This is a genomic window from Alcanivorax sp. DG881 (assembly GCF_000155615.1).
Taxonomy (GTDB): Bacteria; Pseudomonadota; Gammaproteobacteria; order Pseudomonadales; family Alcanivoracaceae; genus Alcanivorax.
The window spans coordinates 3465195-3486943 of sequence record NZ_DS989915.1 but is presented as its reverse complement, the minus strand read 5'-3'; the positions used below and the strand labels follow the sequence as shown (position 1 = coordinate 3486943).

The 21749-nt window shown below is 59.8% G+C and carries 18 protein-coding genes; 9 read left to right on the top strand and 9 right to left on the bottom strand.

Annotated elements, in window-relative coordinates; genetic code table 11:
* Window positions 1–2: 2 nt before the first annotated feature.
* The 7 genes from tolQ to aspS all read right to left on the bottom strand — a co-directional run bounded on the left by tolQ (window position 3) and on the right by aspS (window position 6277).
* A complete protein-coding gene (gene tolQ, locus ADG881_RS15710; protein WP_007149201.1) occupies window positions 3–689 on the bottom strand; it encodes a protein TolQ in 687 nt (228 codons plus the stop codon).
* Window positions 682–1125, bottom strand: coding sequence for a tol-pal system-associated acyl-CoA thioesterase (ybgC, locus tag ADG881_RS15705; protein ID WP_007151208.1), 444 nt, complete (start codon window positions 1123–1125; stop codon window positions 682–684). The genes tolQ and ybgC overlap by 8 nt, the downstream gene beginning before the upstream one ends.
* Window positions 1118–2146: a Holliday junction branch migration DNA helicase RuvB gene (ruvB, locus tag ADG881_RS15700; protein WP_007149719.1), complete on the bottom strand. Its 1029-nt coding sequence runs from the start codon at window positions 2144–2146 to the stop codon at window positions 1118–1120. The genes ybgC and ruvB overlap by 8 nt, the downstream gene beginning before the upstream one ends.
* Before the next feature lie 110 nt (window positions 2147–2256).
* On the bottom strand, window positions 2257–2859 hold the full coding sequence (ruvA, locus tag ADG881_RS15695; RefSeq protein ID WP_007150963.1) for a Holliday junction branch migration protein RuvA: 603 nt from the start codon (window positions 2857–2859) through the stop codon (window positions 2257–2259).
* Window positions 2860–2901: 42 nt separating this feature from the next.
* Window positions 2902–3420: a crossover junction endodeoxyribonuclease RuvC gene (gene ruvC, locus ADG881_RS15690; RefSeq protein WP_039926962.1), complete on the bottom strand. Its 519-nt coding sequence runs from the start codon at window positions 3418–3420 to the stop codon at window positions 2902–2904.
* 249 nt (window positions 3421–3669) lie between these two features.
* Window positions 3670–4416 carry a YebC/PmpR family DNA-binding transcriptional regulator gene (locus tag ADG881_RS15685; RefSeq protein WP_007149807.1) on the bottom strand — a complete coding sequence of 249 codons (747 nt, stop codon included), beginning with the start codon at window positions 4414–4416 and terminating at the stop codon, window positions 3670–3672.
* A gap of 97 nt (window positions 4417–4513) precedes the next feature.
* Complete coding sequence (gene aspS, locus ADG881_RS15680) at window positions 4514–6277, bottom strand: aspartate--tRNA ligase (protein ID WP_007150352.1); 1764 nt, start codon at window positions 6275–6277, stop codon at window positions 4514–4516.
* A 379-nt stretch (window positions 6278–6656) separates the two neighbouring features.
* Here aspS and ADG881_RS15675 point away from each other — a divergent pair, with 379 nt between their 5' ends.
* The 8 genes from ADG881_RS15675 (at window position 6657) to ADG881_RS15640 (ending at window position 16885) form a co-directional block, all read left to right on the top strand.
* The gene (locus ADG881_RS15675) at window positions 6657–7031 is read left to right on the top strand and encodes an HU family DNA-binding protein (RefSeq protein ID WP_007150746.1); all 375 of its coding nucleotides are present in this window, start codon (window positions 6657–6659) and stop codon (window positions 7029–7031) included.
* A gap of 148 nt (window positions 7032–7179) precedes the next feature.
* Window positions 7180–7479, top strand: a complete 300-nt coding sequence (locus tag ADG881_RS15670; protein ID WP_007151203.1) for a PA4642 family protein — start codon at window positions 7180–7182, stop codon at window positions 7477–7479.
* Window positions 7480–7676: 197 nt separating this feature from the next.
* Window positions 7677–8897 (top strand): hypothetical protein, encoded by a 1221-nt coding sequence (locus tag ADG881_RS15665; RefSeq protein ID WP_007149385.1) that lies wholly within the window; start codon window positions 7677–7679, stop codon window positions 8895–8897.
* Between the two features lie 10 nt (window positions 8898–8907).
* Complete coding sequence (locus ADG881_RS15660; RefSeq protein WP_007150953.1) at window positions 8908–9525, top strand: class I SAM-dependent methyltransferase; 618 nt, start codon at window positions 8908–8910, stop codon at window positions 9523–9525.
* Window positions 9526–9749: 224 nt separating this feature from the next.
* The gene (locus ADG881_RS15655; RefSeq protein ID WP_007151359.1) at window positions 9750–10952 is read left to right on the top strand and encodes a HAMP domain-containing sensor histidine kinase; all 1203 of its coding nucleotides are present in this window, start codon (window positions 9750–9752) and stop codon (window positions 10950–10952) included.
* The gene (locus tag ADG881_RS15650) at window positions 10949–11569 is read left to right on the top strand and encodes a response regulator transcription factor (protein ID WP_007148649.1); all 621 of its coding nucleotides are present in this window, start codon (window positions 10949–10951) and stop codon (window positions 11567–11569) included. Before ADG881_RS15655 ends, ADG881_RS15650 begins: the two co-directional genes overlap by 4 nt.
* A 52-nt stretch (window positions 11570–11621) precedes the next feature.
* A complete protein-coding gene (locus ADG881_RS15645; protein WP_156790437.1) occupies window positions 11622–13382 on the top strand; it encodes an autotransporter assembly complex family protein in 1761 nt (586 codons plus the stop codon).
* The gene (locus ADG881_RS15640) at window positions 13379–16885 is read left to right on the top strand and encodes a translocation/assembly module TamB domain-containing protein (protein ID WP_007151312.1); all 3507 of its coding nucleotides are present in this window, start codon (window positions 13379–13381) and stop codon (window positions 16883–16885) included. The genes ADG881_RS15645 and ADG881_RS15640 overlap by 4 nt, the downstream gene beginning before the upstream one ends.
* A gap of 159 nt (window positions 16886–17044) precedes the next feature.
* On the opposite strand, the gene ADG881_RS15635 is transcribed toward ADG881_RS15640, so the two are convergent.
* Complete coding sequence (locus ADG881_RS15635; RefSeq protein WP_007149834.1) at window positions 17045–17452, bottom strand: PaaI family thioesterase; 408 nt, start codon at window positions 17450–17452, stop codon at window positions 17045–17047.
* 51 nt (window positions 17453–17503) lie between these two features.
* On the bottom strand, window positions 17504–19822 hold the full coding sequence (locus ADG881_RS15630) for a hypothetical protein (RefSeq protein WP_007150899.1): 2319 nt from the start codon (window positions 19820–19822) through the stop codon (window positions 17504–17506).
* A 155-nt stretch (window positions 19823–19977) separates the two neighbouring features.
* On the opposite strand from ADG881_RS15630, the gene ADG881_RS15625 reads away from it, so the two are divergent.
* Window positions 19978–21696: a proline--tRNA ligase gene (locus tag ADG881_RS15625; protein WP_007149306.1), complete on the top strand. Its 1719-nt coding sequence runs from the start codon at window positions 19978–19980 to the stop codon at window positions 21694–21696.
* Window positions 21697–21749 lie beyond the last annotated feature (53 nt).

Below are 21749 nucleotides of genomic sequence, written 5' to 3'. Positions count from 1 at the left end.
GCTCATGCCTCGCGCCCGTGGGCCTGACGGTGCAGTACGGAAGAGAACTCTTCCGCGAACATTTCATTTTCCGTCAGCAAGGCATCACTCTGGGCGGAGAAGCGGTTATAGGCCATCACCGCTGGAATCGCCGCGAACAGGCCAATGGCCGTGGCAATCAGCGCTTCTGCGATACCCGGAGCCACCACACTGAGGGTCGCCTGTTTCACGTTGGCCAGCGCCATAAAGGAATTCATGATGCCCCAGACCGTACCGAACAGGCCCACATAAGGGCTGGTGGAGCCGACCGTGGCCAGAAACGGCAAGTGTTTGGTCAGGCGAGTCTGCTCACGTTGCAGGGCAACGCGCATGGCCCGTTGAGCACCATCCATGACGGCTTCGGCACCGCGGGTACTCTTGGAAAGTCGAACAAATTCCTGAAAACCGGCCCGGAAAATGGCTTCAGTACCGGAATCCACGTCCGGGTCCTTGCGGCTCTGGTTGTAAAGGGACGCCAGATCATCGCTGGACCAAAACTTTTCCTCGAAAGCACGCCCCGCACGATGGGCACGCCCGAGCACGCGGAAACGGCCAACGATCATGTACCAGGACGTCAATGACGCCAGAATCAACAGCGCCATCACCAGCTGCACCACTATCGTGGCGTGACTGATCAAACTGACGACAGACATGTCGGATGCCTCAACCATGTAGCCCTTCTCCTTTGCTGGCCGCGCTAAATTTCTTATACAGTGCCGACGGAATCGCCGTCGGCTTCAGGGTATCGGCACTCACGCAGGCGACTTTGATCTCCGCCTGGCAAATCAACGTTTCCGCCTTTTTCACCTGCTGATCAAACAGCAGCGTGGCCTTACCCAGTTTTTTCAATGTGGCTGTCACGGTCAGCGCATCATCAATACGTGCCGGTTGGCGATACTGCACATTGGCGGAATGCACCACAAACTGAAAGTTTTCATCCGCCAGCGCATAGTGCTGGTAGCCCAGCCTGCGCAGAAACTCGGTACGCGCCCGCTCCATGAATTTCAGATAATTCACGTAATAGACAATGCCACCGGCATCAGTGTCTTCGATGTAGACGCGCACAGGCAGGGTAAATTCCCCGTTTTCCTGATCTTTTTCAATCATTAAACAAATCACCGTCCTGCCGCGGGCGCTGCAGGCCAAAATGTCGCCAGGCGTGGTTGGTCACCGCACGCCCGCGCGGGGTGCGCTGAATGAAGCCCTGCTGAATCAGGTAGGGCTCCACCACCTCTTCCAGGGTGCCAGAGTCTTCATTGAGCGCCGCCGCCAGGGATTCCAGCCCCACCGGCCCACCATCAAACTTGTGCATGATCATGTCCAGCAAGCGGCGATCGGTGCCATCCAGGCCACAACTGTCCACTTCCAGCATATCCAGTGCCCGCTGAGCGATGTCTTCGGTAATACGCCCATCTCCCTTCACTTCGGCGTAATCGCGCACCCGCCGCAACAGGCGATTGGCAATACGCGGGGTGCCGCGGGCGCGGCGTGCCACTTCCATGGCTCCCGCCGTTTCAATGGGGATGGCAAGGATGTCGCAGGCGCGGCTCACAATGCCGGACAGGTCATCCACGGAATAGAATTCGAGGCGTTGCACAATGCCGAAGCGATCGCGCAATGGAGCGGTGAGCAAACCGGCACGGGTGGTCGCGCCCACCAGGGTAAACGGCGGCAGGTCCAGCTTGATCGAGCGAGCGGCCGGGCCTTCACCGATCATGATATCCAGCTGATAGTCTTCCATGGCCGGGTAGAGAATTTCCTCTACCACCGGGGAGAGGCGGTGGATTTCATCCACGAAGAGCACGTCGCCCTCTTCCAGATTGGTCAGGATGGCGGCCAGATCCCCGGCTTTTTCCAGCACCGGACCAGAGGTGGACTTGAGTTCGCAACCCATCTCACGGGCAATAATGTGCGCAAGGGTCGTCTTGCCGAGACCCGGCGGGCCAAAAATCAGGGTGTGATCGAGAGCTTCACGGCGACCACGCGCGGCATCAATAAAGATTTCCATGCGCTCGCTGACTTTCGCCTGCCCGTGATAATCCGCCAGGCTGGCCGGGCGAATGGCCCTGTCCTGTTGCTCTTCGTGGCTGCCAACCGCAGCCGCGGTAATGACTCGTTCGTTATCCATGCCTGCGGCGGGCTTGCCTCTATATCGTGGGAGTCGCTAGCGTATCGCACCCTGATGCCGTACTGCTATTACTGTTATCACAAAGTGAGGGGCAGCATCAGGGTGCAGCGCTAGCGGGCCAGGCTTTTGAGTGCCTTGCGGATCAATTGTTCACTACTGAGGCCATCCTCATCCGCCGCTTTGGCCACCGCCGCGGCAGCGTCCTTGTTGCGATAGCCCAGCGCTTCCAGGGCGGCAATGGCATCGCTGCGGGCGTCATCCGGCTGTCGGGTATCGACCCGGCCGGGCAAGCTCACCGGACCACCGTCAATCTTGTCGAGTCGATCGCTCATTTCGATCACCAGCCGCTCGGCGGTTTTCTTGCCAATGCCTGGCACCTTTACCAACGAGGTAGTGTCCTGATCCTGGATACAGCGCGCCAGGCGATCCGCTTCGATGCCGGACAGAATCGCCAGGGCCATTTTCGGCCCCACGCCGTTCACCTTGATCAAGGCACGAAACAGCTCTCGCTCATAGCGGTCGGCAAAGCCATACAACAGCTGGGCGTCTTCGCGGACCACAAAATGGGTATGCAGGGTCAGTTCTGCGCCCGCGTCGGGCAGATCGTAGAACACGGTCATGGGGGCTTCCACTTCGTAGCCAACGCCGCCCACATCCAGCAGCAATACCGGGGGGCGTTTTTCCAGCAGGGTTCCGCGAAGTTGTCCGATCATGGGTTTATCCGTGTTATTTGCGTGTAATTAACTGAAGAGCGCTTAACGAAGCCGCCCTCGCCTGACAGCCGTGGCGCCGCCCATCCTGGCCAGAGAAACACGCATATGGGCGTGACAAAGGGCGATAGCCAGCGCATCGGCAGCATCTTCCTGGGGGCGCTGTTCCAGCTTTAACAGGTACTTCACCATTTCCCCCACCTGATTCTTTTCCGCCCCACCTTTGCCAACCACCGCCTGCTTCACCTGGCGAGCGGAATATTCAAACACCGGAACATGGGCCTGCATGACCGCAGCAATGGCCGCTCCCCGGGCCTGCCCCAGTTTCAGGGCGGAATCCGCATTGCGCGCCATAAAGACTTTTTCGATACTGACTTCCGCCGGGCCAAACTCTTTCACCACCTGATCAATGCCCGCGAATATTTCCCCCAGGCGCGGCGGAATCTCCTTGTGGGTAGTGGCGATAGTACCGAAAGCCACCGCGCGGGAACGGTTTCCCACCACATCCACCACGCCGTAACCGGTGCGTCGCGAGCCGGGATCAATACCCAGAATAAGCGCCATATTCCACAGACCCGTAATAGAAAGACAGGCACCACAATCCAGCACCTGATAATTGCCTCCGTTCTACCTGACCACTGTCCGGATGTCCAGCTTGATAAGGAGACGCTTCACGCGACACGCCTGATGCGGCACGCCAAAAACCCGGGGTGGATTACGACCACGCCCACGAAACCGCCCGCAAACGCCAGATAACAAAAAGCCCCGAGCTATCCGGGGCTTTTGTTTGTTTCGCAGCGAGACGCTGGACGCTTATTGCGACTCGTCTTCCGGCGCCGGCCAGCTGGCGTTGGTATAGACGTTCTGCACGTCATCCAGATCTTCCAGCATGTCGATCATCTTCTGCACGGTTTCCGCGGTATCGGCATCCATTTCCGCTTCCGTGGACGGGTGCATGGTGACTTCCGCTTCGGCGAATTCCAGCCCCGCTTCACGCAGGGCATCAACCACTTCACCGAAACTCTTGTCCGGTGTGGTGGTGACCACAAAGCCGTCGTCTCCGACTTCTTCCACATCTTCTGCGCCGGCTTCCAGGGCCACTTCCATCAACTTTTCTTCGTCTACACCGGACTCAAAGAAAATTTCGCCACGCTTGGTGAACAGGAAGGCCACAGAACCGCTGGTACCCAGATTACCGGCAAACTTGGAAAAGGCATGGCGCACTTCGGCCACGGTGCGGTTCACGTTATCGGTCATGGTTTCTACCAGGACCGCCACGCCACCCTTGCCGTAGCCTTCATAGGTGATTTCATCCATGTTGCCGTCGTCATCACCGCCGGCACCACGCTTCACGGCCCGATCGATGGTGTCGCGGGTCATGTTCTGGCCCAGCGCCTTGTCGATAGCCGCCCGCAGACGCGGATTATCGTTGGGTTCGCCGCCACCCATCTTCGCGGCCACGGTAAGCTCGCGAATCAACTTGGTAAAAATCTTGCCGCGTTTGGCATCCTGGGCCGCCTTGCGGTGCTTGATGTTGGCCCACTTACTATGTCCTGCCATGTTACCTCCGCCAGCACGCAGCACGCGTCACGCAACACATTTGCGGCACGCTTTTGCGTGAAGCGTGCTGCGTGGTGCATGCCTGCGTCTCTGTATATCAACCTTCTTCTTTTCGTACCTGTACGCCCACTTCACGCAGCTGCTTGTTGTCCACCGGTGACGGCGCGTTGGTCATGGTGCACGCTGCGGTCTGGGTCTTCGGGAAAGCAATCACGTCACGGATCGACTCACAGCCGGTCATCAGCATGACCATGCGATCCAGGCCGAACGCCAGACCACCGTGGGGCGGTGCACCGTACTTCAGACCATCGAGCAGGAAGCCGAACTTTTCATCGGCTTCTTCATCGGAAATACCCAGGGCTTCAAACACGGTGCGCTGCATGGCCGGGTTGTGGATACGGATGGAACCGCCACCCAGCTCGGTGCCGTTAAGCACCATGTCATAGGCCCGCGACAGCGCTTCTGCCGGGTTGCTCTTGAGCTCTTCCGCGCTACAGCTGGGCATGGTGAAGGGGTGATGCAGGGCGTGGTACTGCCCTTCGTCTTCCTCGAACATGGGGAAGTCCACTACCCACAACGGTGCCCACTCGCCTTCGACCAGGTTCAGGTCGTGGCCGACTTTAACGCGCAGGGCGCCCAAAGCCTCGTTGACGATCTTGGCCTTGTCGGCACCGAAGAAGATCAGGTCGCCGGTCTCGGCGCCGGTGCGCTCAAGGATGCCTTTGATCGCATCCTCAGTGAGGAATTTCAGGATCGGTGACTGCAGGCCTTCTGCGCCAGCGGCCAGGTCGTTGACCTTGATATAGGCCAGACCCTTGGCGCCATAGATGCTGACGAACTTGGTGTAGCCGTCGATATCCTTGCGCGACAAGGAGCAACCGCCCGGTACACGCATGGCCGCCACACGGCCTTTCGGATCGTTGGCCGGGCCGGAGAAAACCTTGAAGTCCACTCCAGCCAGCAGATCGGCGATGTCGATCAGCTCCAGCGGAATACGCAGGTCCGGCTTGTCGGAACCAAAACGCTGCATGGCTTCGGAGAACGGCATGCGCGGGAAATCCGGCAGCTCCACATCGAGCAATTCTTTAAACACCGAACGCACCATCCGCTCGGTAATCCCCATGATGTCTTCTTCCTCTACAAAGGAAGCTTCCAAGTCAATCTGGGTAAATTCGGGCTGACGGTCCGCACGAAGATCTTCGTCACGGAAACACTTGGCAATCTGGTAGTAACGATCGAAGCCCGCCACCATCAGCAGCTGCTTGAACAGCTGCGGAGACTGCGGCAGCGCAAAGAAGCTGCCCGGATGGGTCCGGCTGGGCACCAGATAGTCACGGGCACCTTCCGGGGTCGCCCGGGTCAGGATCGGGGTTTCCACGTCCATGAAACCCTCGCCTTCCAGGAAGGCACGGACCACGTGGGTCAGGCGCGAACGAAACTGGAAGTTGCGCAGCACTTCCGGGCGGCGCAGGTCCATGTAGCGGTACTTGAGGCGCACCTCTTCACCGGCAGCAGAGTGGGCATCCAGCTCAAACGGCGGCGTCTCGGCCTCATTGAGGATGGTCAGTTCCTTGCCCAGCACTTCGATGTCGCCGGTGGACATCTTGCTGTTACGCACCGCTTCGTCACGCATGCGTACCCGGCCGCTCAGGCGGACCACGTACTCGCTGCGTACTTTATCGGCCAAGGCAAAGGCTTCAACGGTATCCGGGTCGAACACCACCTGCACCAGACCATTACGATCGCGCAGGTCGAGGAAGATCACCCCACCGTGGTCACGGCGGCGACTGACCCAACCGCAAAGCTCTACTGTTTCTCCGTCGTGGGAGGCTCGCAAATCACCGCAATAATGGCTTCGCATGCTTAACGTCCGCTTGTGTTCTGATTACGCCGTCCGGCTTATTGAAGGCGACCCCAGGCTGACTGAAGCCTGCCCCGACGCCGGACCACTGAAAAAGGCGCCACAGTATAGCGATTCAACCGTCCACGAGCCATGCCAGACGGCGATTCACTGCCAAACGGGCCACATGCCTACCTAATTTCACAAAATACCTTGAAAAATAGTGTCTCTACGCCTTGTGCCCTGAAAATCCATGGCATATAAAAGATGCGAACCCTATCAGGCGCCCTCTGTGTTGTGCAGTCCAGGGGCAGACCTGACAAGGAAGCACCGCCGGTTATCCGTACCATTGCGGAACCAATACAACATCAGGAAGACACCAAAAAGGGGTAAGCAATCCATGGCTGCAAAGAAAAAGACAGCTGCTAAAGCTTCCAGCGCTACAGCGGCTCGCAAGGTGAAAACCATCACCGAACCGATGAACAAAACCCAGATCATTAACCAGATCAGCGAAACCACCGGCCTGACCAAGAAAGACGTCAACGCGGTTTTCGACGAGCTTGGCGATATCATGGAAGGTCACCTGAAAAAGCGTGGCGCCGGCCAATTCACCCTGCCGGGCCTGCTGAAAATCGTGACCCAGAAGAAGCCCGCCACCAAAGCGCGCAAGGGCATCAACCCGTTCACCGGGGAAGCCACCACCTTCGCTGCCAAGCCTGCCCGCACCATGGTCAAGGTTCGTCCGCTGAAGAAACTGAAAGATATGACCGCCTGATTCATGCTCCACCACCGGGTGCCTGGCGCCCGGTGGGCTCTCCCCCTCTCCCCGCCCATTTCATCGCGCCACCCCGACTTGTTTGCCCTGCACTGGCCCCCAAAGGCCGCAAGCCTCTATAATGCCGCCGCATACGGAGGAGACCCCCATGGCTGAACGTAAAGACAAGCAGAAGGTGATCGGCGAGCCGATGACCGATGAACAGATCGCAGTATTTCTCGACTTCCCTCCCGAGGAGGGCGTAAACGGGGACTTCCACCTGCTGGAAAAAGCGTATCGCGCCCTGCGCGCCGAGGATTTCGCCCGCTTTCTGACGTTCTTCAAGGACCAGAACCGGGATCTGAATGCCCGTGACCCACAAGGCCGCACCCTGCTGGACCTGATTGCCCAGCACCCGAAAGGCAAGGATTACGCGCAAGCCCTGCGCGACGCTGGCGCCAACGCCTGATCCGCTCCCCTGCTCCCTCGCCTGCCCGCCAAACCGGGCAGGCACATTAACGATACACTCCTGCTGACAAACTCATACTGAGCAGAACTTGTTCACTTCCCGCCTGCGTGGCATTGTTAGGCCACAACCAAGGGCTATCGGGGCCCGGCGAACCTGTTCGCCTACAACACACAACAACAACAAGAGCTGTAAACATCATGGCAGCATATTCTGTACCGTTCTGGCGCTCTCTGTGCCTGATCGCGCTTTGCGCTATCAGCTTGCAAGTCCATGCGGCCCGCGATGACGAGGCCGACGACGAGATGGATGAAGTCACCCCGGAAGAACTGCAAATGCAGGAAATCCCGGTGGATGAACGCATCTTTGTCGAAAAATGGAATGAAGTGCCCTACAAGAAAAGCTACTTCACCTATACCGACAAACAGATCCGCGACAAATGGGAATACCTGATGCGCGGCCTGAAGGTGCCCTACCCGTCCGCCGCCTACATGAAGGAACAGTTCGAAAAGTACCCCTTCATGAAAGAAGACATCGAGGGCTGGAACGGCGATTATCAGGTGCTGGAGGCCCGCAGCCTGCAGGTATGGCGCAAGTTCTTTGCCGGTGACTTCCAGGAAGCCCGCGAAGAAGGCCTCAAGCTTGGTCCCATCGGCAAGATCCCTGCCCTGTTTTCCCAGCTGATGTACGCCATCTACCTGGCCGATCGCCAGAGCACCAAATACATGATGCTCCAGGACGTAGCCAACCAGGCGCAAGAGTACTTTGATGACATGGAAGAAGCGGCCGACGATCCTGCCGTGGCCCCCATTGTTGCCTCGGTGAAACTCGGTTACGCCTACGCCATTGCCCGCATCGCGGAAGAATCCCCGGTGCCCGTGGTGGTCGCCCGGCGCTATATCGGCAAGATCAAGAACAGCGCTGAGGAAGTGGTTGAGATCATGCCCGACCAACCGCTGGCACATGCTTTCCGCGCCGGCGTGGACGCCGGCATCATGCGCCGGGTGGGCAAGTTCACCGGCCGCATGACCTATGGCGCGCGCACCACCACGGTGGAAGAATCCTTTGCCGACGCCCTGACGCTGGCTCCGGATATTCCCATCGTCAATTACGAATACGCCAACGCACTGATCTACATGAACCGCAAGCGTGACCTGAACGAAGCGATCAGCTACCTGGAAAAAGCCATGAAAATTCGTCCGGAATATTCCATGGATGCGCTGGACGTCATGTACTCCTACAAGCGCCTGCAGGAAGTGCGCCTGTATGCGCTCAACTTCCGCAGCTTCCGCAAGTTCGAGAAACTGCGTCGCAAGTACAGCAAAAAGACCGACCGGAACCTGACCAGCATTATCAGCGACCCGCTGAGCATGGATATGCTGAACAACCCGGACAAATACATCCTGCCCGAGCGTAACTAACAGGCAACGCATGTCCTTTTACGAAGACAAGCTGTTCCCGGTATTACTGGATTGGGCCACCCGCCCGGTCTACCGGGACCGGCAACGTCTGCTGGCCCAGGCCAGCGGCCGGGTATTGGAGCTGGGCGTCGGCACCGGCGCCAACTTCCCTTTCTACAGCCATACCGCCACCGAAATTCATGGCATTGAGCCAGCCGGCGGCCTGCTCTCATTGGCCCGTGACAGTGCCCAACAGTGCGATTCGCCCGAACGATTTCATCTGCAAGAAGGCGATGCCCAACAGCTCCCCTATCCCGATCAGCATTTTGACACGGTGATTGCCTGCCTGGTGTTCTGCACCATTCCGGACCCGGATCAAGCGGCGAAAGAGGCCTTTCGCGTCCTCAAGCCCGGCGGCACACTGCTGTCACTGGAGCATGTATTGAGCGAACGCCCCTGGATTCAACGCCTGCAAAAAACCCTGAATCCCGCGTGGAAACCGCTGGCTTGCGGTTGTCAGCTCACCCGCGATACCGCTCGTATTTTCCAGCGTGCGGGTTTTCAGGCCGAGACCGCCCGCCAGCACCGCCATCCCAAACTGCCCGCCTTTGCCGGCGAGCTATACGAAGGGCGACTGCTGCGGCCTTGAAGAGCAGTAGAAAGTTCAAAGTGTAAAGTTCAAACGCGATGATAACTTCGTGCCGACGCTGAAAAGCGTTCCTTCGCGCTGCGGTACTGTGTGCGGGTGCTGAGCCATGGAATGGCACGGCGCTATGACGCGCTTTTCAACTTTACACTTTGAACTTTCAACTCGCCCCCACCCGGGCAAACTGCCACACCTCCCCGCGCCGATTTACCGTTACAATAGCCGCCATGGATAACCGCCCTCCCTTATTGAACTGGCGCCTGCGACTGATCTGGTTGCGCAGCCTGCTGGTACTCGCCATCACCCTGGCCCTGATCGTGCTGCAACGGCTCGGCCATACCGGCTATCAGTTGGCCGAACTGGGCTGGCTGGGCGCGTTGTTGCTGCCCAACCTGGTCACCCTGGTCACCCGCAAGGTACACGGTCGCCGCCACAGCCAATTATTGACGCTGGAACTGGCCATGGACGTGGTGCTGTTTGCCGGCCTGATCCAGGGCTTTGGTGGTGCCGGCAATCCGCTTTCATTCTATTTACTGGTCCCCGCCCTGATGGCCTCGCTGACTCTGCCCATGACAGGGGGACTGTTGGTCGCCCTGCTGGCACTGGGCGGCTACATGGTGTCGCTGAGCTGGTATCAGATGCCCGCCATGAACAGCCCGCTACACGCCCTCAGCCACCAGCTCAGTGGCCTGCACAGTGCCGGCATGGCCGCTGTCTTCATTGCTCTTCTGGTCATGCTCAGCCTGCTCGGACAGGTCATCCAGCGACTGATGCGACAACAACAACGACAACAGGAACAGGCACTGGATCTGGCCGGGCGCCGTGAGCACATGTATCAGGTAGCCGCGACCCTGGCGGACCAGGCCCATGAACTGAATACCCCGCTGGGCACCCTGGTGATGCTGGCAGACAATCTTCTCCACGCCCCTGAAATGCCCGATTCCCTGCGTCCGGAAGTCGAGCAAATGGACCACCTGGCCCGCAACGTGGCCAGCCGCCTGAAACAAGGCACAGCCACCCAGCTGGAATCCGGTCTGCCTCTCAGCGTCCTGATCCAGCAGTTACAACAGCATCTGCGTCATCTGGCACCCACCCTCAGCGTGACACACACGCTGGAAGCGGACCCTCAAGTGGCCGACAGTCAGGGCTGGTTCCGGGTACTGTGCAATCTGGGCTACAACGCCATGGACGCCGGCGCCACGCGACTGGCCATCACCGTCAGCGACCATGCACCCCTCTATCGGCTCCAGCTCAGTGATGATGGCCCGGCCCACCCGGATTCAGAGCGCGAAGGGCTGGGCATGGGGCTCACGCTGGTGCACTCCAGCCTGGCGCAAATCGGTGCCGAGCTGGAAATGGACTTTGGCCACAGCTGGACCCAGGCGCGGATTCACTGGCCGCAAACAGACAGCCCGGGAGCCGCATCATGAACAACGCCTCTCTCAGCCGTCAGCTGTTGCTGGTAGAAGACGACGACTTGCTCGCTGAACAAACCGCCCGGGCGCTGAGCCGCCATGGCGCCCAAGTCCATGTGGCCCATGATCGCGAGCAGGCATTGCAGCTGATCGCGCAACTCACCGCCCAAGACACCCCGCTGGACGGCGCGATTCTGGACCAGAACCTGGGCAACGATAATGGCCTCGACCTGATTGAGCCGATCCGCCAGCACTTCCCCCTTTGCCGGGTGATCCTGTTGACCGGCTACGGCAGCATTGCGGCTGCCGTCGCCGCCACCCACCGTGGCGCCCACAATTATCTGACCAAGCCCGCTGGCGCCAACGACATCCTGCAGGCACTGGATGCCGACCCGGCCAGCCAGGCGCTGCCCCTGCCAGACAGCCCACCCTCACTGCAGCGGCTGGAATGGGAACACATCCAGCGCACCCTCGACGCCCACGGCGGCAATATCTCACGGGCTGCAGACGCCCTCGGCATTCACCGCCGCACCCTGCAACGCCGGCTGAAAAAACGGCCCAGTGCCAGCGACTATTCACGTGACAACCAGCGAGAAAACCCGCACCACAAGGCTGACCCGCCAGGCAGTTAAGGTTCTCGTTCCCCCCGCCCTTGGCTTACACTGTGGGCTGACGTAAACAGGGATGCAGAGCTTGGCGCACCATCGATACCACAATCGGCAGAGCAAGACGTTCATCCTGATGCTGCTGATGCTGTTTCCCGCCCTTGCGTTCGCCAAAGACACGCCAAACCTGCACATCACCGGCAACGCCAGCGAGGCGGTGGCCAACAACATTCGGGCGCTGGTAGACCTGTCTCGCTATCCCTGCCGGCCCCCCAGGGCCCAGTACGGCCTGATCCGCCGGCAAATCATTGCCAACAGTACCGATGCCCTGCAGGCCATGGGCTACTACGACAGCCAGCTTTCCCTGTCCGCCGATGAAAACAGCGACTGCGTCAGCGTGACCCTGGACGTGAACACCGGCCCACCAGTGATACTCAAACACGTGCAAGTGGAAATCACCGGCGATGCGGCCCAGGACCCGGCGTTCACCAGATTGGTGGAGCAGGCGCAGCTGGCCACCGGTCAGCGGCTGCAACATGACCGCTACAGCAACCTGAAAAAGAGCTTGCAACAGCACCTCATCAGTCGCGGTTACGTCCACGGCGAGCTGACCACCCACACCCTCAAGGTGGACACAAAAGCCCACCGGGCCAGCATTACGCTGCATGTGGACAGCGGCCCGCGCTATCACTTCGGTGAAGTCACCGTTAGCGGCAGCGTACTCAATTCTTCATTGATTAACGCCTATGTCAGCTTCCAGGAAGGCGAGCCCTACGACAGCGGCCGCATGCTGGAAACCCAGCAATCATTTCTTGGTGCCGGCTACTTCAGCGCCGTGCGGGTACAAAAAGGCGAACCTAACGACACCACCCGCCGGATTCCCGTTAGCATCGCACTGACGGACAACAACCGCTGGTCGCTGCTCACCGGTGTCGGCATCAGCACCGATACCGGGCCACGGGTCCGGCTGGGGGTAGAGAATCGCCGGGTCAACAAGGCCGGCCACCGCTTCCGGGCGGAGACCGAGTTGTCCGAAGTGCAGCAAGGGGCCGGGGCCAGTTACCAGATCCCGCTGAAGGACCCACTCCATGAACGGCTCGATCTGCACACCAGCTTCGTCAACGAAAACACCGACAGTAATGAAAACGAGCGCTGGAGCACCGGGGCGGATTATATCGTCGAACTGGAAAATCGCTGGGTGGCCACCACCTCCCTGGAATTCCTGCGTGAGACCTACCAGATCGCCGACCAGGTGGATCAGGCCGAACTGCTGATTCCCGGTTTCCAGTTAAGTCGCGTCAAGGCCGACGACCCGGTCTACCCCACCTTCGGGTGGCGCCTGAACACCGCCGTACGGTTCGCGGATCAGAACCTGTCATCCACGGCCTCCTTCTTGCAACTCACCAGCGGTGGCAAGATTCTCTTTCCCTTGCTGGGCGGGCGCGTTTTGATGCGCACCGATCTGGGTTACACCGAGGTCAATGATGTGACCGAACTGCCAGCCTCCATCCGCTTCTTCGCCGGTGGCGATTCCAGCGTGCGCGGTTTCGCCTATGAATCCCTGGGCCCGGAAGACAGCAACGGCGAAGTCATCGGCGGGCGTCACCTGGCCACCGGCAGTCTGGAATACGATCACCCGCTCACCGAGAAATGGCACTTGGCAGCTTTCACCGATGCCGGCAACGCCTTCAACGATTTCGATGCCTTCGAGCCGCGCCACAGTGCCGGCATCGGCATCCGCTGGCGCTCGCCACTGGGGCCGATTCGCCTGGACATTGCCCGGGCGGTGGACGAGCACCGCGACTGGCGCCTGCACCTGAGCATGGGGCCGGACCTGTGATCGGGCGCGAACCTCAAAACGGCTTTGCCCTGCGCTCCGTCCTGGCCCGCAGCTTGCTGGTATTACTCAGCCTGTTGCTGGCCTGTCTGCTGGGCCTGACGCTGCTGCTGGGCACCGCCACCGGCAACCGCTGGCTACTGGAAAAAGCCTCCCCCTTTATCCCCGGCGAACTCAGCCTGGGCGAGTGGCACGGCAGCCTGCTCAGCGGCATCACCCTCAATGACATCGACTATCGCTATCAGGGGCTCACCGTGACCCTGGACCAGGTCAGCGCCGACATGGTGCCACGAGCCCTGCTCAGTGGCTGGCTGGAACTGGAGCGCCTGTCCCTTGGCACCCTGCACATTACGCTTGCGCCCGGAGACAACACCGAGCCGCAACCGGCGGCCCTGCCAGAGAGCCTGGCACTGCCCTTCGGGATACGTATCGACCGGTTAACTATGGATGCCTTTCAGCTGAACGACACGGTACTGGTCAGCAAGCTGGAAGCAGACAGCCTCGCGGCCTGGCGACGCTTCCAGATCGCCCGCCTGCACACTCACACCCTGGCCGATGCCAGGGTGCAGGCCACCGCCCAGGGCAAATTGACCGCCCCCTTCGATGTGCAAGGCACCGCTAGCTGGCAGCTGCCACTGCCCGACACCGATACCCTGCAGGCACAACAGGCCAGCGGCCAACTCACCCTGGCGGGCCCACTGAGCCAGCTCCAGCTGCACCATCAGCTTACCGGCCCGGTGGAAATGCAAAGTCAGGGGCAGTGGCTGCTCAAGGATGAACAATGGCAAATCGCCCTACACCACCGCTGGCCAGCCCAGGCCTTGCCGCTTGCCTTGCCGCAGCCTTTGTCGCTAGGCAAAGGCGAACTGGACACAAGCGGCCCGCTCGACGCACTGCGCCTGAGCGGCCACACCGGCTTGTCCAGCGGTGAGCGCAATGTAGCCATCACCGTGGACAGCGCGCTCATTCCCGGCGGTATTACCCTGCATGAATTCACCGTACAGGACGGCGACCAGACACTGGCCAGCAACGGCCAAGTGATGTTCAGCCCATTAAGCTGGGATCTGGACCTCAGTGGCGATCTCAACACCGCCCTGCTACACCCGCTCTTCCCCGGCCAACTGGCGATCGACGGCCACAGTAAGGGGCAATGGCAAGGCGATCGCTGGACCCTGTCACCCAGCGAACTCACACTGCGCGGCAAGGTACGCCAGCAGGCACTGTCATTCACCAGCACCCTGCAAAGCCAGACGCCCGATGGCAAACAACAATTGCAGCTGAACACCCAGGGCAGCTGGGGAGACAACCAGCTTCAGGCCAGCGGCCAAGTGTGGCCACAGTGGCAACTACGCAGCAACCTGACACTGGCACGCCTGCAGCAATTATACCCGGGGCTGAGCGGGAATCTGGCTGGCCAGATTCAGCTGCAGGGCACCTATAGCGACCCGGCACTCAGCGGCCAACTCACCGGCAATACCCTGGGCTGGCAGGACTGGCAGATCGCGCAGGCGCAAAGCCGGTTCTCACAACTGCGCCTGCCACAAACCTCGCACCGGGGTGACATGGCGCTAAGCCTGACCGGTAGTCAGCTCAAACAAGGCAACACCGAACAGGTCAGCACCCTCGCCGTCACCGTCAACGGCAGCTGGGACCAGCATCAGCTCAAGGCTGAAGCGAGCCGCGCTGAGGTGAGCCTGGAAACCCGCTTGCATGGCGGCATCGACCCGGCGGCCACCGCATGGCAAGGCACCCTCTCCGGCACCCGGCTGCAACACACTCGCCTGGGGCAGTGGCAACAGGACACGGACAGCAGCTTGCGTGTCTCTGCCCAATCGCAATCACTTGCTCCATTTTGTCTGGTACAGGCTCCCAGCCAACTGTGCCTGCAGGGCAGCCATACCTCCAACGGCCAGGACAACGTGAACGCAGAGGTACATCTGGCCGACCTGCCGCTGGCCCTGGCCAATAGCCTGCTCGGCCCCACCCTCAGCCTGGAGGGCGCCGTGAATGCCGACATCACCCTGCGCGGCCCGCTGGGCAAGCCCGATGGCCAGTTCTCCCTGCAAACCCGGGACGCCAAGATCACCGTTAACACGGCAGATGCCCCTCCCCCGGTGGAGATCGAAGCGCTCACCGTGCAAGGCACGCTCGCCGATCAACGACTCAGCAGCAACCTGACCCTGACCACCGCGCTGGGCAATGCTCACGCGCAACTCGAACATGGCCTGGCACTGGACTCGTCGCTGCAAGGTGACGTGGATTTCACTCTGAGCAGCCTGGCCTTTGTGGAACTATTCACCGCCGACCTGCGCGAAGTCCAGGGCCGTATTCACGGCGACTTTTCCCTGGCCGGCACGGTCCGTCAGCCCATCATGAGCGGCGCCATCAAGCTGCAGAACGGGCAAGCGCTGATTCCTTTTCTCGGGATCGATATTGCCGACTTGCAGGTGGCCATTCAGGGCAACCCCCAAGGCAAACTGGACATCACCGGCTCCGCTCAGATGGGCACGGGCACTCTGAATCTGAACGGCACAGTGGATCCCAGCGAGAAAAACATCCCCCTGCAGCTGGCACTTGGCGGCGAACGCCTGCTTGTCGCTGACCGGCCCGATGCCCGCATCCTGCTAACGCCGGATCTGACCCTGGCGGGCAACCTGGAAGGACTGAACCTGACCGGCTCCCTGGCCATCCCGGAAGCCGAAATCCGGCCTGTGGAAATTCCGGAAGGCGCCATCACCGTCAGCAACGATCAGGTGATGGTGCATCAGGAAGGAGACAGCCCCAGTCAGCTGCCACTGGGCATGGATGTCACCCTGACACTAGGCGACAAGGTTCACTTCAAGGGTTTCGGGCTTGACGCCATGCTCGGCGGCACCCTGCAGATTGAGCAGAAACCCCAGCGGCCACCGCAACTCAATGGCGAGCTGGTGATTCGCGAAGGCCGCTACCGGGCCTACGGCCAGAACCTGGCCATCAGCGACGGCCAGCTGATTTTCCAGGGGCCACCGGACAACCCCGGCCTGGATATTCGCGCCATCCGAAAAATCCCCAGCGAAGGCGTAGTGGTGGGTGTGCAGTTGAGTGGCACCCTGCAAGAACCCAGTGCATCTCTGTTTTCCGACCCCAGCATGGAACAAAGCCAGGCCATGTCCTACCTGCTCACCGGCCGCCCACTGGAAAGTGGCTCCAAGAGCGAGGGCAACCAGATTGCCCAGGCACTGGCGCTATACGGGCTGGAAAGAGGCAGCGGCGTCACCGAAAAGATCGGCGACAAACTCGGCGTGGATGACATCAGCGTGGGTAGCGACTGGGAAAGCGACGACGCGGCACTGATGCTCGGCAAACAACTCTCCGAACGGCTGTATCTGACCTACGCGGTGGGCCTGTTCGACGCCATTTCCACCGTCATCCTGCGCTACACCCTGACCCGCAGCCTGCACCTTGAGGCCCGCTCCAGCAGTGAGTCGAACAGCATCGATCTGATCTGGGAAAAAGAGTTGAGGTGAAGGAAAGCGGCAAGCTACAAGCATCAAGCTGCAACGCGGATTGGGGCAGTGCCACACAGTGACCGCCCTGCCCGCGAAACTCAGTTGAAAGTTCAAAGTTGAAAAGGGAAACTGGGTAAGACTTCCCCGTTACCCTATCCCGTTTTTGCAGCTTGCAGTTCAACGGGGCAGCGCATAGGTCCCGGTGACATGGGCAACCATTTCATCGTTGCCCTCACTGAACAGCTGCACCTCCAGCACCGCGGCGCGACGGCCCAACCGCAGAATCACCGCCTCGGCAATCAGGTCCGCCGGGGCCGGGCGTGACAGGAAATTGATATTCAGGTTCTGTGTCACCGCCATTTCCACGCGCCCCAGTTCCCCCAGGATCGCCGCGTACATGGCTGCATCCGCCAGCCCCATCATGGTCGGCCCGGAGATACTGCCACCTGGGCGCAAGGTCGACGGCCGGAACGGCGAACGCACCCGCGCCCGCCGCGCCCCCACTTCCTCAATCCGCAACCCTTCTTCCGAGGCCGCAGGCAATCCTTCGTAGATTACCGCCTGGACCTCATCGGCATTCAACATGCTGCCTCCTGACAAAAAAGGGCCCCGTCCGGGGCCCTGTATAGCTGACTGTTAATTCCGTCGCTTCCGTGAGCGGAAGTAGAGCACGCCGAGCAGCCCGGATAACAAGCCAAGACTACCGCCGCCTCCGCTACTGAAACCACTTCCTGAAACAGGGCCGCTGGTTCCACCATCCCCGCCAGAAGAGTCCCCTCCACCAGCGGAAGGATCTGAAGAACCTTCAAAATTGGGTGCATCCGACAAATCACTGCTTACCGGAGTAAAGCGGTACTGCCCCTGGTATACCGTGGTTAACAGCAAATCATCGCTTGCCGTATCAACAATGTCAGAACGCACCGGCAGTCCCGCCAGGCCACCTTGACCAGCAGGTGAAAACGTAGCGTGGCCATCACTACCCAACGTCAGCAACCAACGCTGCAGAACAGAGGCTGTGGTGCCCTCATTATCTCCGCCACTGAGGTTGTAGAGGGCATAGTAACCCGCCGAGCCCTGTGTCGTTTCAGACCAGGTCACCGCCCCCAGCAAAGCTGGCAGGAAATCCTGCGGCTTGCCCTCATCATAAGCTGGGCCATTCTTATCGAACAGGACAGCACTCTCTTCCGGCAAGTTAAGAGCAAACAGGGTCTGGTCTTTTGAAGCGATCAGCGGCGCTTCAATCGAATCTACCGTCTCGTCCAGCACCCCGTTGTCGTAGACCGCACCGAAAGTGAAGGATGTGCCATCTTCGGTAAAGTTGAGCAGACTCAGATCATCCCCTGCCTTCAAAGCCAGCCCTGCAGCTTCTCCCAATACCGCCCGGGAATCCCAGCCGTCGATCTCACTCCATTGGCCTGATTGACTGTCTGTGTGAATATAGGTGTCTAAACCGCCGCCTGGACCGTATCCAGTAATTACACTGTAATCTGACTGCGACGCTACCTCCAACTGAAACAACACGGCATGACGACTGGCTTCCACCGTACTCAACGCGTGGTGGGACGAACCGTAATCGGCAAAATCCAGACTGGCATCTTCTTCCTGCACACCGGCATTGAGATCAATGAAGGTGGCCAGCGGATCACTGCGTCCGTATCTGTCATAGGCCACTTCATACACCACCGCCAACTGATCGTCGCTGGTATCCGGGTTGGCACCACCGACCACCGCCAACGCATCCGCCCGCCAACGAAGCGGGATCGTGCTCTGCCAGGTGTTCGTTTCCAGGTTGTAGACCCTGACCATGGACTGGCAGGTTGCATTACCCTGATGCAGCACATAAGCAAGGGTATGGTCGTCATTCAGGGCAACATGGCGACTCTTCACTCCCTGCTGCAATTGATATCCCGACAACCCGGCGCCAGCAGACACAGAAAAGGGCACCTTGCCATCGTCGTAGTCCTGGCCATCAGCCCGCGCAGAGACGCTTGCCTGCAAGGTCCCGGGCGCACTTTCCCGGAACAGGTGACTGCCCGGATTCGCGCCCGCCCCCCACACATGCACCACGTCAAAAAGAACCTCGGGGGTACCGGCCTTTTCTCGGCTGTCAAACCGCAGAGAATGATCGTAATGAATCAGATCAGACCCCCAAGTACGCAATTCCTCAGGCTCACAGGCGATCACCTTGTCACGAACCAGCGACCAGTTGTCATCCTCTGCCTGATCCAGGAAGTGAAATTCCCGCCCGGCAATCCAGCCATGGTAAGTACCACCCAGGGACCACAGCGAACCATTGTCCATCAGGATGGCGTCTCCGGTAGCGCCTTCCAGGAAGAAAATATTTTCCGGCACTTCCAGCTGCTGGCCAGGTGGAATGGCGAAACGCGCAGACTGAGCAATGTCTTCGGCATCAAAAACAACCGGGAAGCTCAATCGCGTAAGATCACTGCCGGCAGGGCTGTAAAGCGCCTCCAGCGGGCCTGTACCATTTGCAGGGTAGGCCACCAGCCGCTTCAATGGCTCCTGGAGAGTCAAGTATGCCTCAGCACCTACAGCACCAAGATCGCTGGTGCTGAGCTGGTAGATAGAGTCACCATCGTTAAAGGCGGCATAAAGGGTGGTGTCATGAACCAGGATATCCGTAGTCTGGACAAGGGTCCGCTGAATCAGACCACTGGCATCACTCAAGAGACTGCCATCAAAGCCACGCTTTTCCACCTTGGACGGATACGCCACAAATACACCATCTGCGGCAGCATCCACGGCAACAGGGGCCATCTCCAGCGCCAGGGAATCCGTCGTTTCGGAGACCGAGTCATAAACATAGAGATGGGTCTCAGAGATGAGGTAGGCATTGTCCCCAGCCCGGACAGAATCGATAAGCTCTGCTTGGGCTCCGGCGCACAATGCCATACCCAGGGCGCATCCTGACGCCCACTTGAAAAGATGGTCCATTACTTCCCCCGTTCCCCGGAATTCTTGTGATTAACTCTGATACTTTATTCTGAAGCTGATTCTAGACAACAGAGGCCGAAAAAGCCAAGGCTGGAGTCACACCCCCTTTATCCCTAGAATCAGCCCTTTCCTGTCACATCAGCCGAAGAGCCCCTATGCGCACCTCCCAGTATTTGCTTGCTACCGTTAAAGAAACCCCGGCGGACGCCGTTGTGACCAGCCACCAGCTGATGCTGCGTGCCGGCATGGTCCGCAAACTGGCCTCCGGCCTTTATACCTGGCTGCCATCCGGGTTGCGGGTGCTGCGCAAGGTGGAGCAGGTAATCCGTGAGGAAATGGACCGGGCCGGCGCGCAGGAAGTGTTGATGCCGGTGGTGCAGCCCATGGAACTGTGGGAAGAATCCGGCCGGGCGCCGGCCTATGGCCCGGAGCTGCTGCGCATTACCGACCGCCACAACAACCCTTTCTGCCTGGGACCGACCCACGAAGAAGTGATCACCGACATGGTCCGTAACGAGCTGCACAGCTACAAACAGTTGCCGGCCAACTTCTACCAGATTCAGACCAAGTTCCGTGACGAAATTCGCCCACGTTTCGGCATCATGCGCTCGCGGGAATTCATCATGAAGGATGCCTATTCCTTCCATACCAACATGGATTCCCTGGCAGACACCTACCAGATCATGCACCGGGCCTACTGCGCCATCTTTGATCGGCTGGGCCTGGATTATCGCCCGGTGGAAGCCGATACCGGCGCCATCGGCGGCGCCGCCAGCCATGAATTCCATGTGCTGGCCGAGTCCGGTGAGGATGATATCGCCTTTTCCGATGGCTCCGACTACGCCGCCAATGTGGAACTGGCAGAGGCGCTGGCCCCTGCCATCGAGCGCCCGGCGCCCGGCGCCGCCATGGAAACGGTGGATACCCCCAATGCCAGAACCATTGAGGAACTGGTGGCCCAGTTCGATCTGCCCATCGAGAAGACCATCAAGACACTGGTCGTGAAAGGTGCCGAAGAGGGCCAACTGGTAGCCCTGCTGGTACGCGGCGACCACGAGCTGAACGACATCAAGGCCGAGAAGCTGGAGGCCGTAGCCACGCCACTGGAGTTCGCCAGCGAAGACGCCATTCGCAACGCCGTGGGCGCAGGCCCCGGTTCACTGGGCCCGGTGGGCCTGCCGATCACCGTGATTGCGGATCGCAGCGTGGCTGTGATGAGCGACTTCGGTGCCGGCGCCAATGAAGATGGCAAACACCACTTCAACATCAACTGGGAACGGGACGTGGCCCTGCCACAAATCGCCGACCTGCGTAATGTGGTCAACGGTGATCCCAGCCCCGATGGCACCGGCACCCTGAGCATCAAACGCGGCATCGAGGTGGGGCATATCTTCCAGCTCGGCACCAAGTACTCCGAAGCACTGGGCGCCACCGTGCTGGATGAAAATGGCAAGTCCGTGGTGATGCCCATGGGCTGTTACGGCATCGGCGTGACCCGCGTGGTGGCCGCCGCCATTGAACAGAACAACGACGACCGGGGCATCATCTGGCCGGAAGCGATTGCCCCGTTCCAGGTGGCCCTGATTCCGGTGAACATCAAGAAAAGCCCCCGGGAGCGTGAGCTGGCAGAAACGCTCTACGCCGAGCTCACCGCTGCCGGAATTGAGGTGATCTTCGATGACCGCGAGAAGGAGCGCCTGGGCGTAAAACTGGCTGACAGCGAACTGATCGGCATCCCCCATCGCATCGTCATCGCCGAGCGTGGCATGGACAACGGCGTGCTGGAATACAAGGGACGTGGGGACGCAGACAAGACTGAAGTGCCGGTGGATGTGGTGGTGGCGTTCATCAAGGGAAAGTTGGGGACGAATTAATAGTTAATAATGAATAATTAATAACTGGCGCGAACCAGTTATTAGCAGTTTAA

Bases quoted from the DNA above. Each gene is read 5' to 3' on its own strand.
- ADG881_RS15635 (WP_007149834.1), bottom strand. From the start codon at position 17,452: ATGTTGAATGCCGATGAGGTCCAGGCGGTAATCTACGAAGGATTGCCT.
- aspS (WP_007150352.1), bottom strand. From the start codon at position 6,277: ATGCGAAGCCATTATTGCGGTGATTTGCGAGCCTCCCACGACGGAGAA.
- ADG881_RS15655 (WP_007151359.1), top strand. From the start codon at position 9,750: ATGGATAACCGCCCTCCCTTATTGAACTGGCGCCTGCGACTGATCTGG.
- ADG881_RS15650 (WP_007148649.1), top strand. From the start codon at position 10,949: ATGAACAACGCCTCTCTCAGCCGTCAGCTGTTGCTGGTAGAAGACGAC.
- ADG881_RS15665 (WP_007149385.1), top strand. From the start codon at position 7,677: ATGGCAGCATATTCTGTACCGTTCTGGCGCTCTCTGTGCCTGATCGCG.
- ADG881_RS15685 (WP_007149807.1), bottom strand. From the start codon at position 4,416: ATGGCAGGACATAGTAAGTGGGCCAACATCAAGCACCGCAAGGCGGCC.
- tolQ (WP_007149201.1), bottom strand. From the start codon at position 689: ATGGTTGAGGCATCCGACATGTCTGTCGTCAGTTTGATCAGTCACGCC.
- ruvA (WP_007150963.1), bottom strand. From the start codon at position 2,859: ATGATCGGACAACTTCGCGGAACCCTGCTGGAAAAACGCCCCCCGGTA.
- ADG881_RS15630 (WP_007150899.1), bottom strand. From the start codon at position 19,822: ATGGACCATCTTTTCAAGTGGGCGTCAGGATGCGCCCTGGGTATGGCA.
- ADG881_RS15670 (WP_007151203.1), top strand. From the start codon at position 7,180: ATGGCTGAACGTAAAGACAAGCAGAAGGTGATCGGCGAGCCGATGACC.
- ruvC (WP_039926962.1), bottom strand. From the start codon at position 3,420: ATGGCGCTTATTCTGGGTATTGATCCCGGCTCGCGACGCACCGGTTAC.
- ruvB (WP_007149719.1), bottom strand. From the start codon at position 2,146: ATGGATAACGAACGAGTCATTACCGCGGCTGCGGTTGGCAGCCACGAA.
- ADG881_RS15625 (WP_007149306.1), top strand. From the start codon at position 19,978: ATGCGCACCTCCCAGTATTTGCTTGCTACCGTTAAAGAAACCCCGGCG.
- ADG881_RS15660 (WP_007150953.1), top strand. From the start codon at position 8,908: ATGTCCTTTTACGAAGACAAGCTGTTCCCGGTATTACTGGATTGGGCC.
- ybgC (WP_007151208.1), bottom strand. From the start codon at position 1,125: ATGATTGAAAAAGATCAGGAAAACGGGGAATTTACCCTGCCTGTGCGC.
- ADG881_RS15645 (WP_156790437.1), top strand. From the start codon at position 11,622: ATGCAGAGCTTGGCGCACCATCGATACCACAATCGGCAGAGCAAGACG.
- ADG881_RS15675 (WP_007150746.1), top strand. From the start codon at position 6,657: ATGGCTGCAAAGAAAAAGACAGCTGCTAAAGCTTCCAGCGCTACAGCG.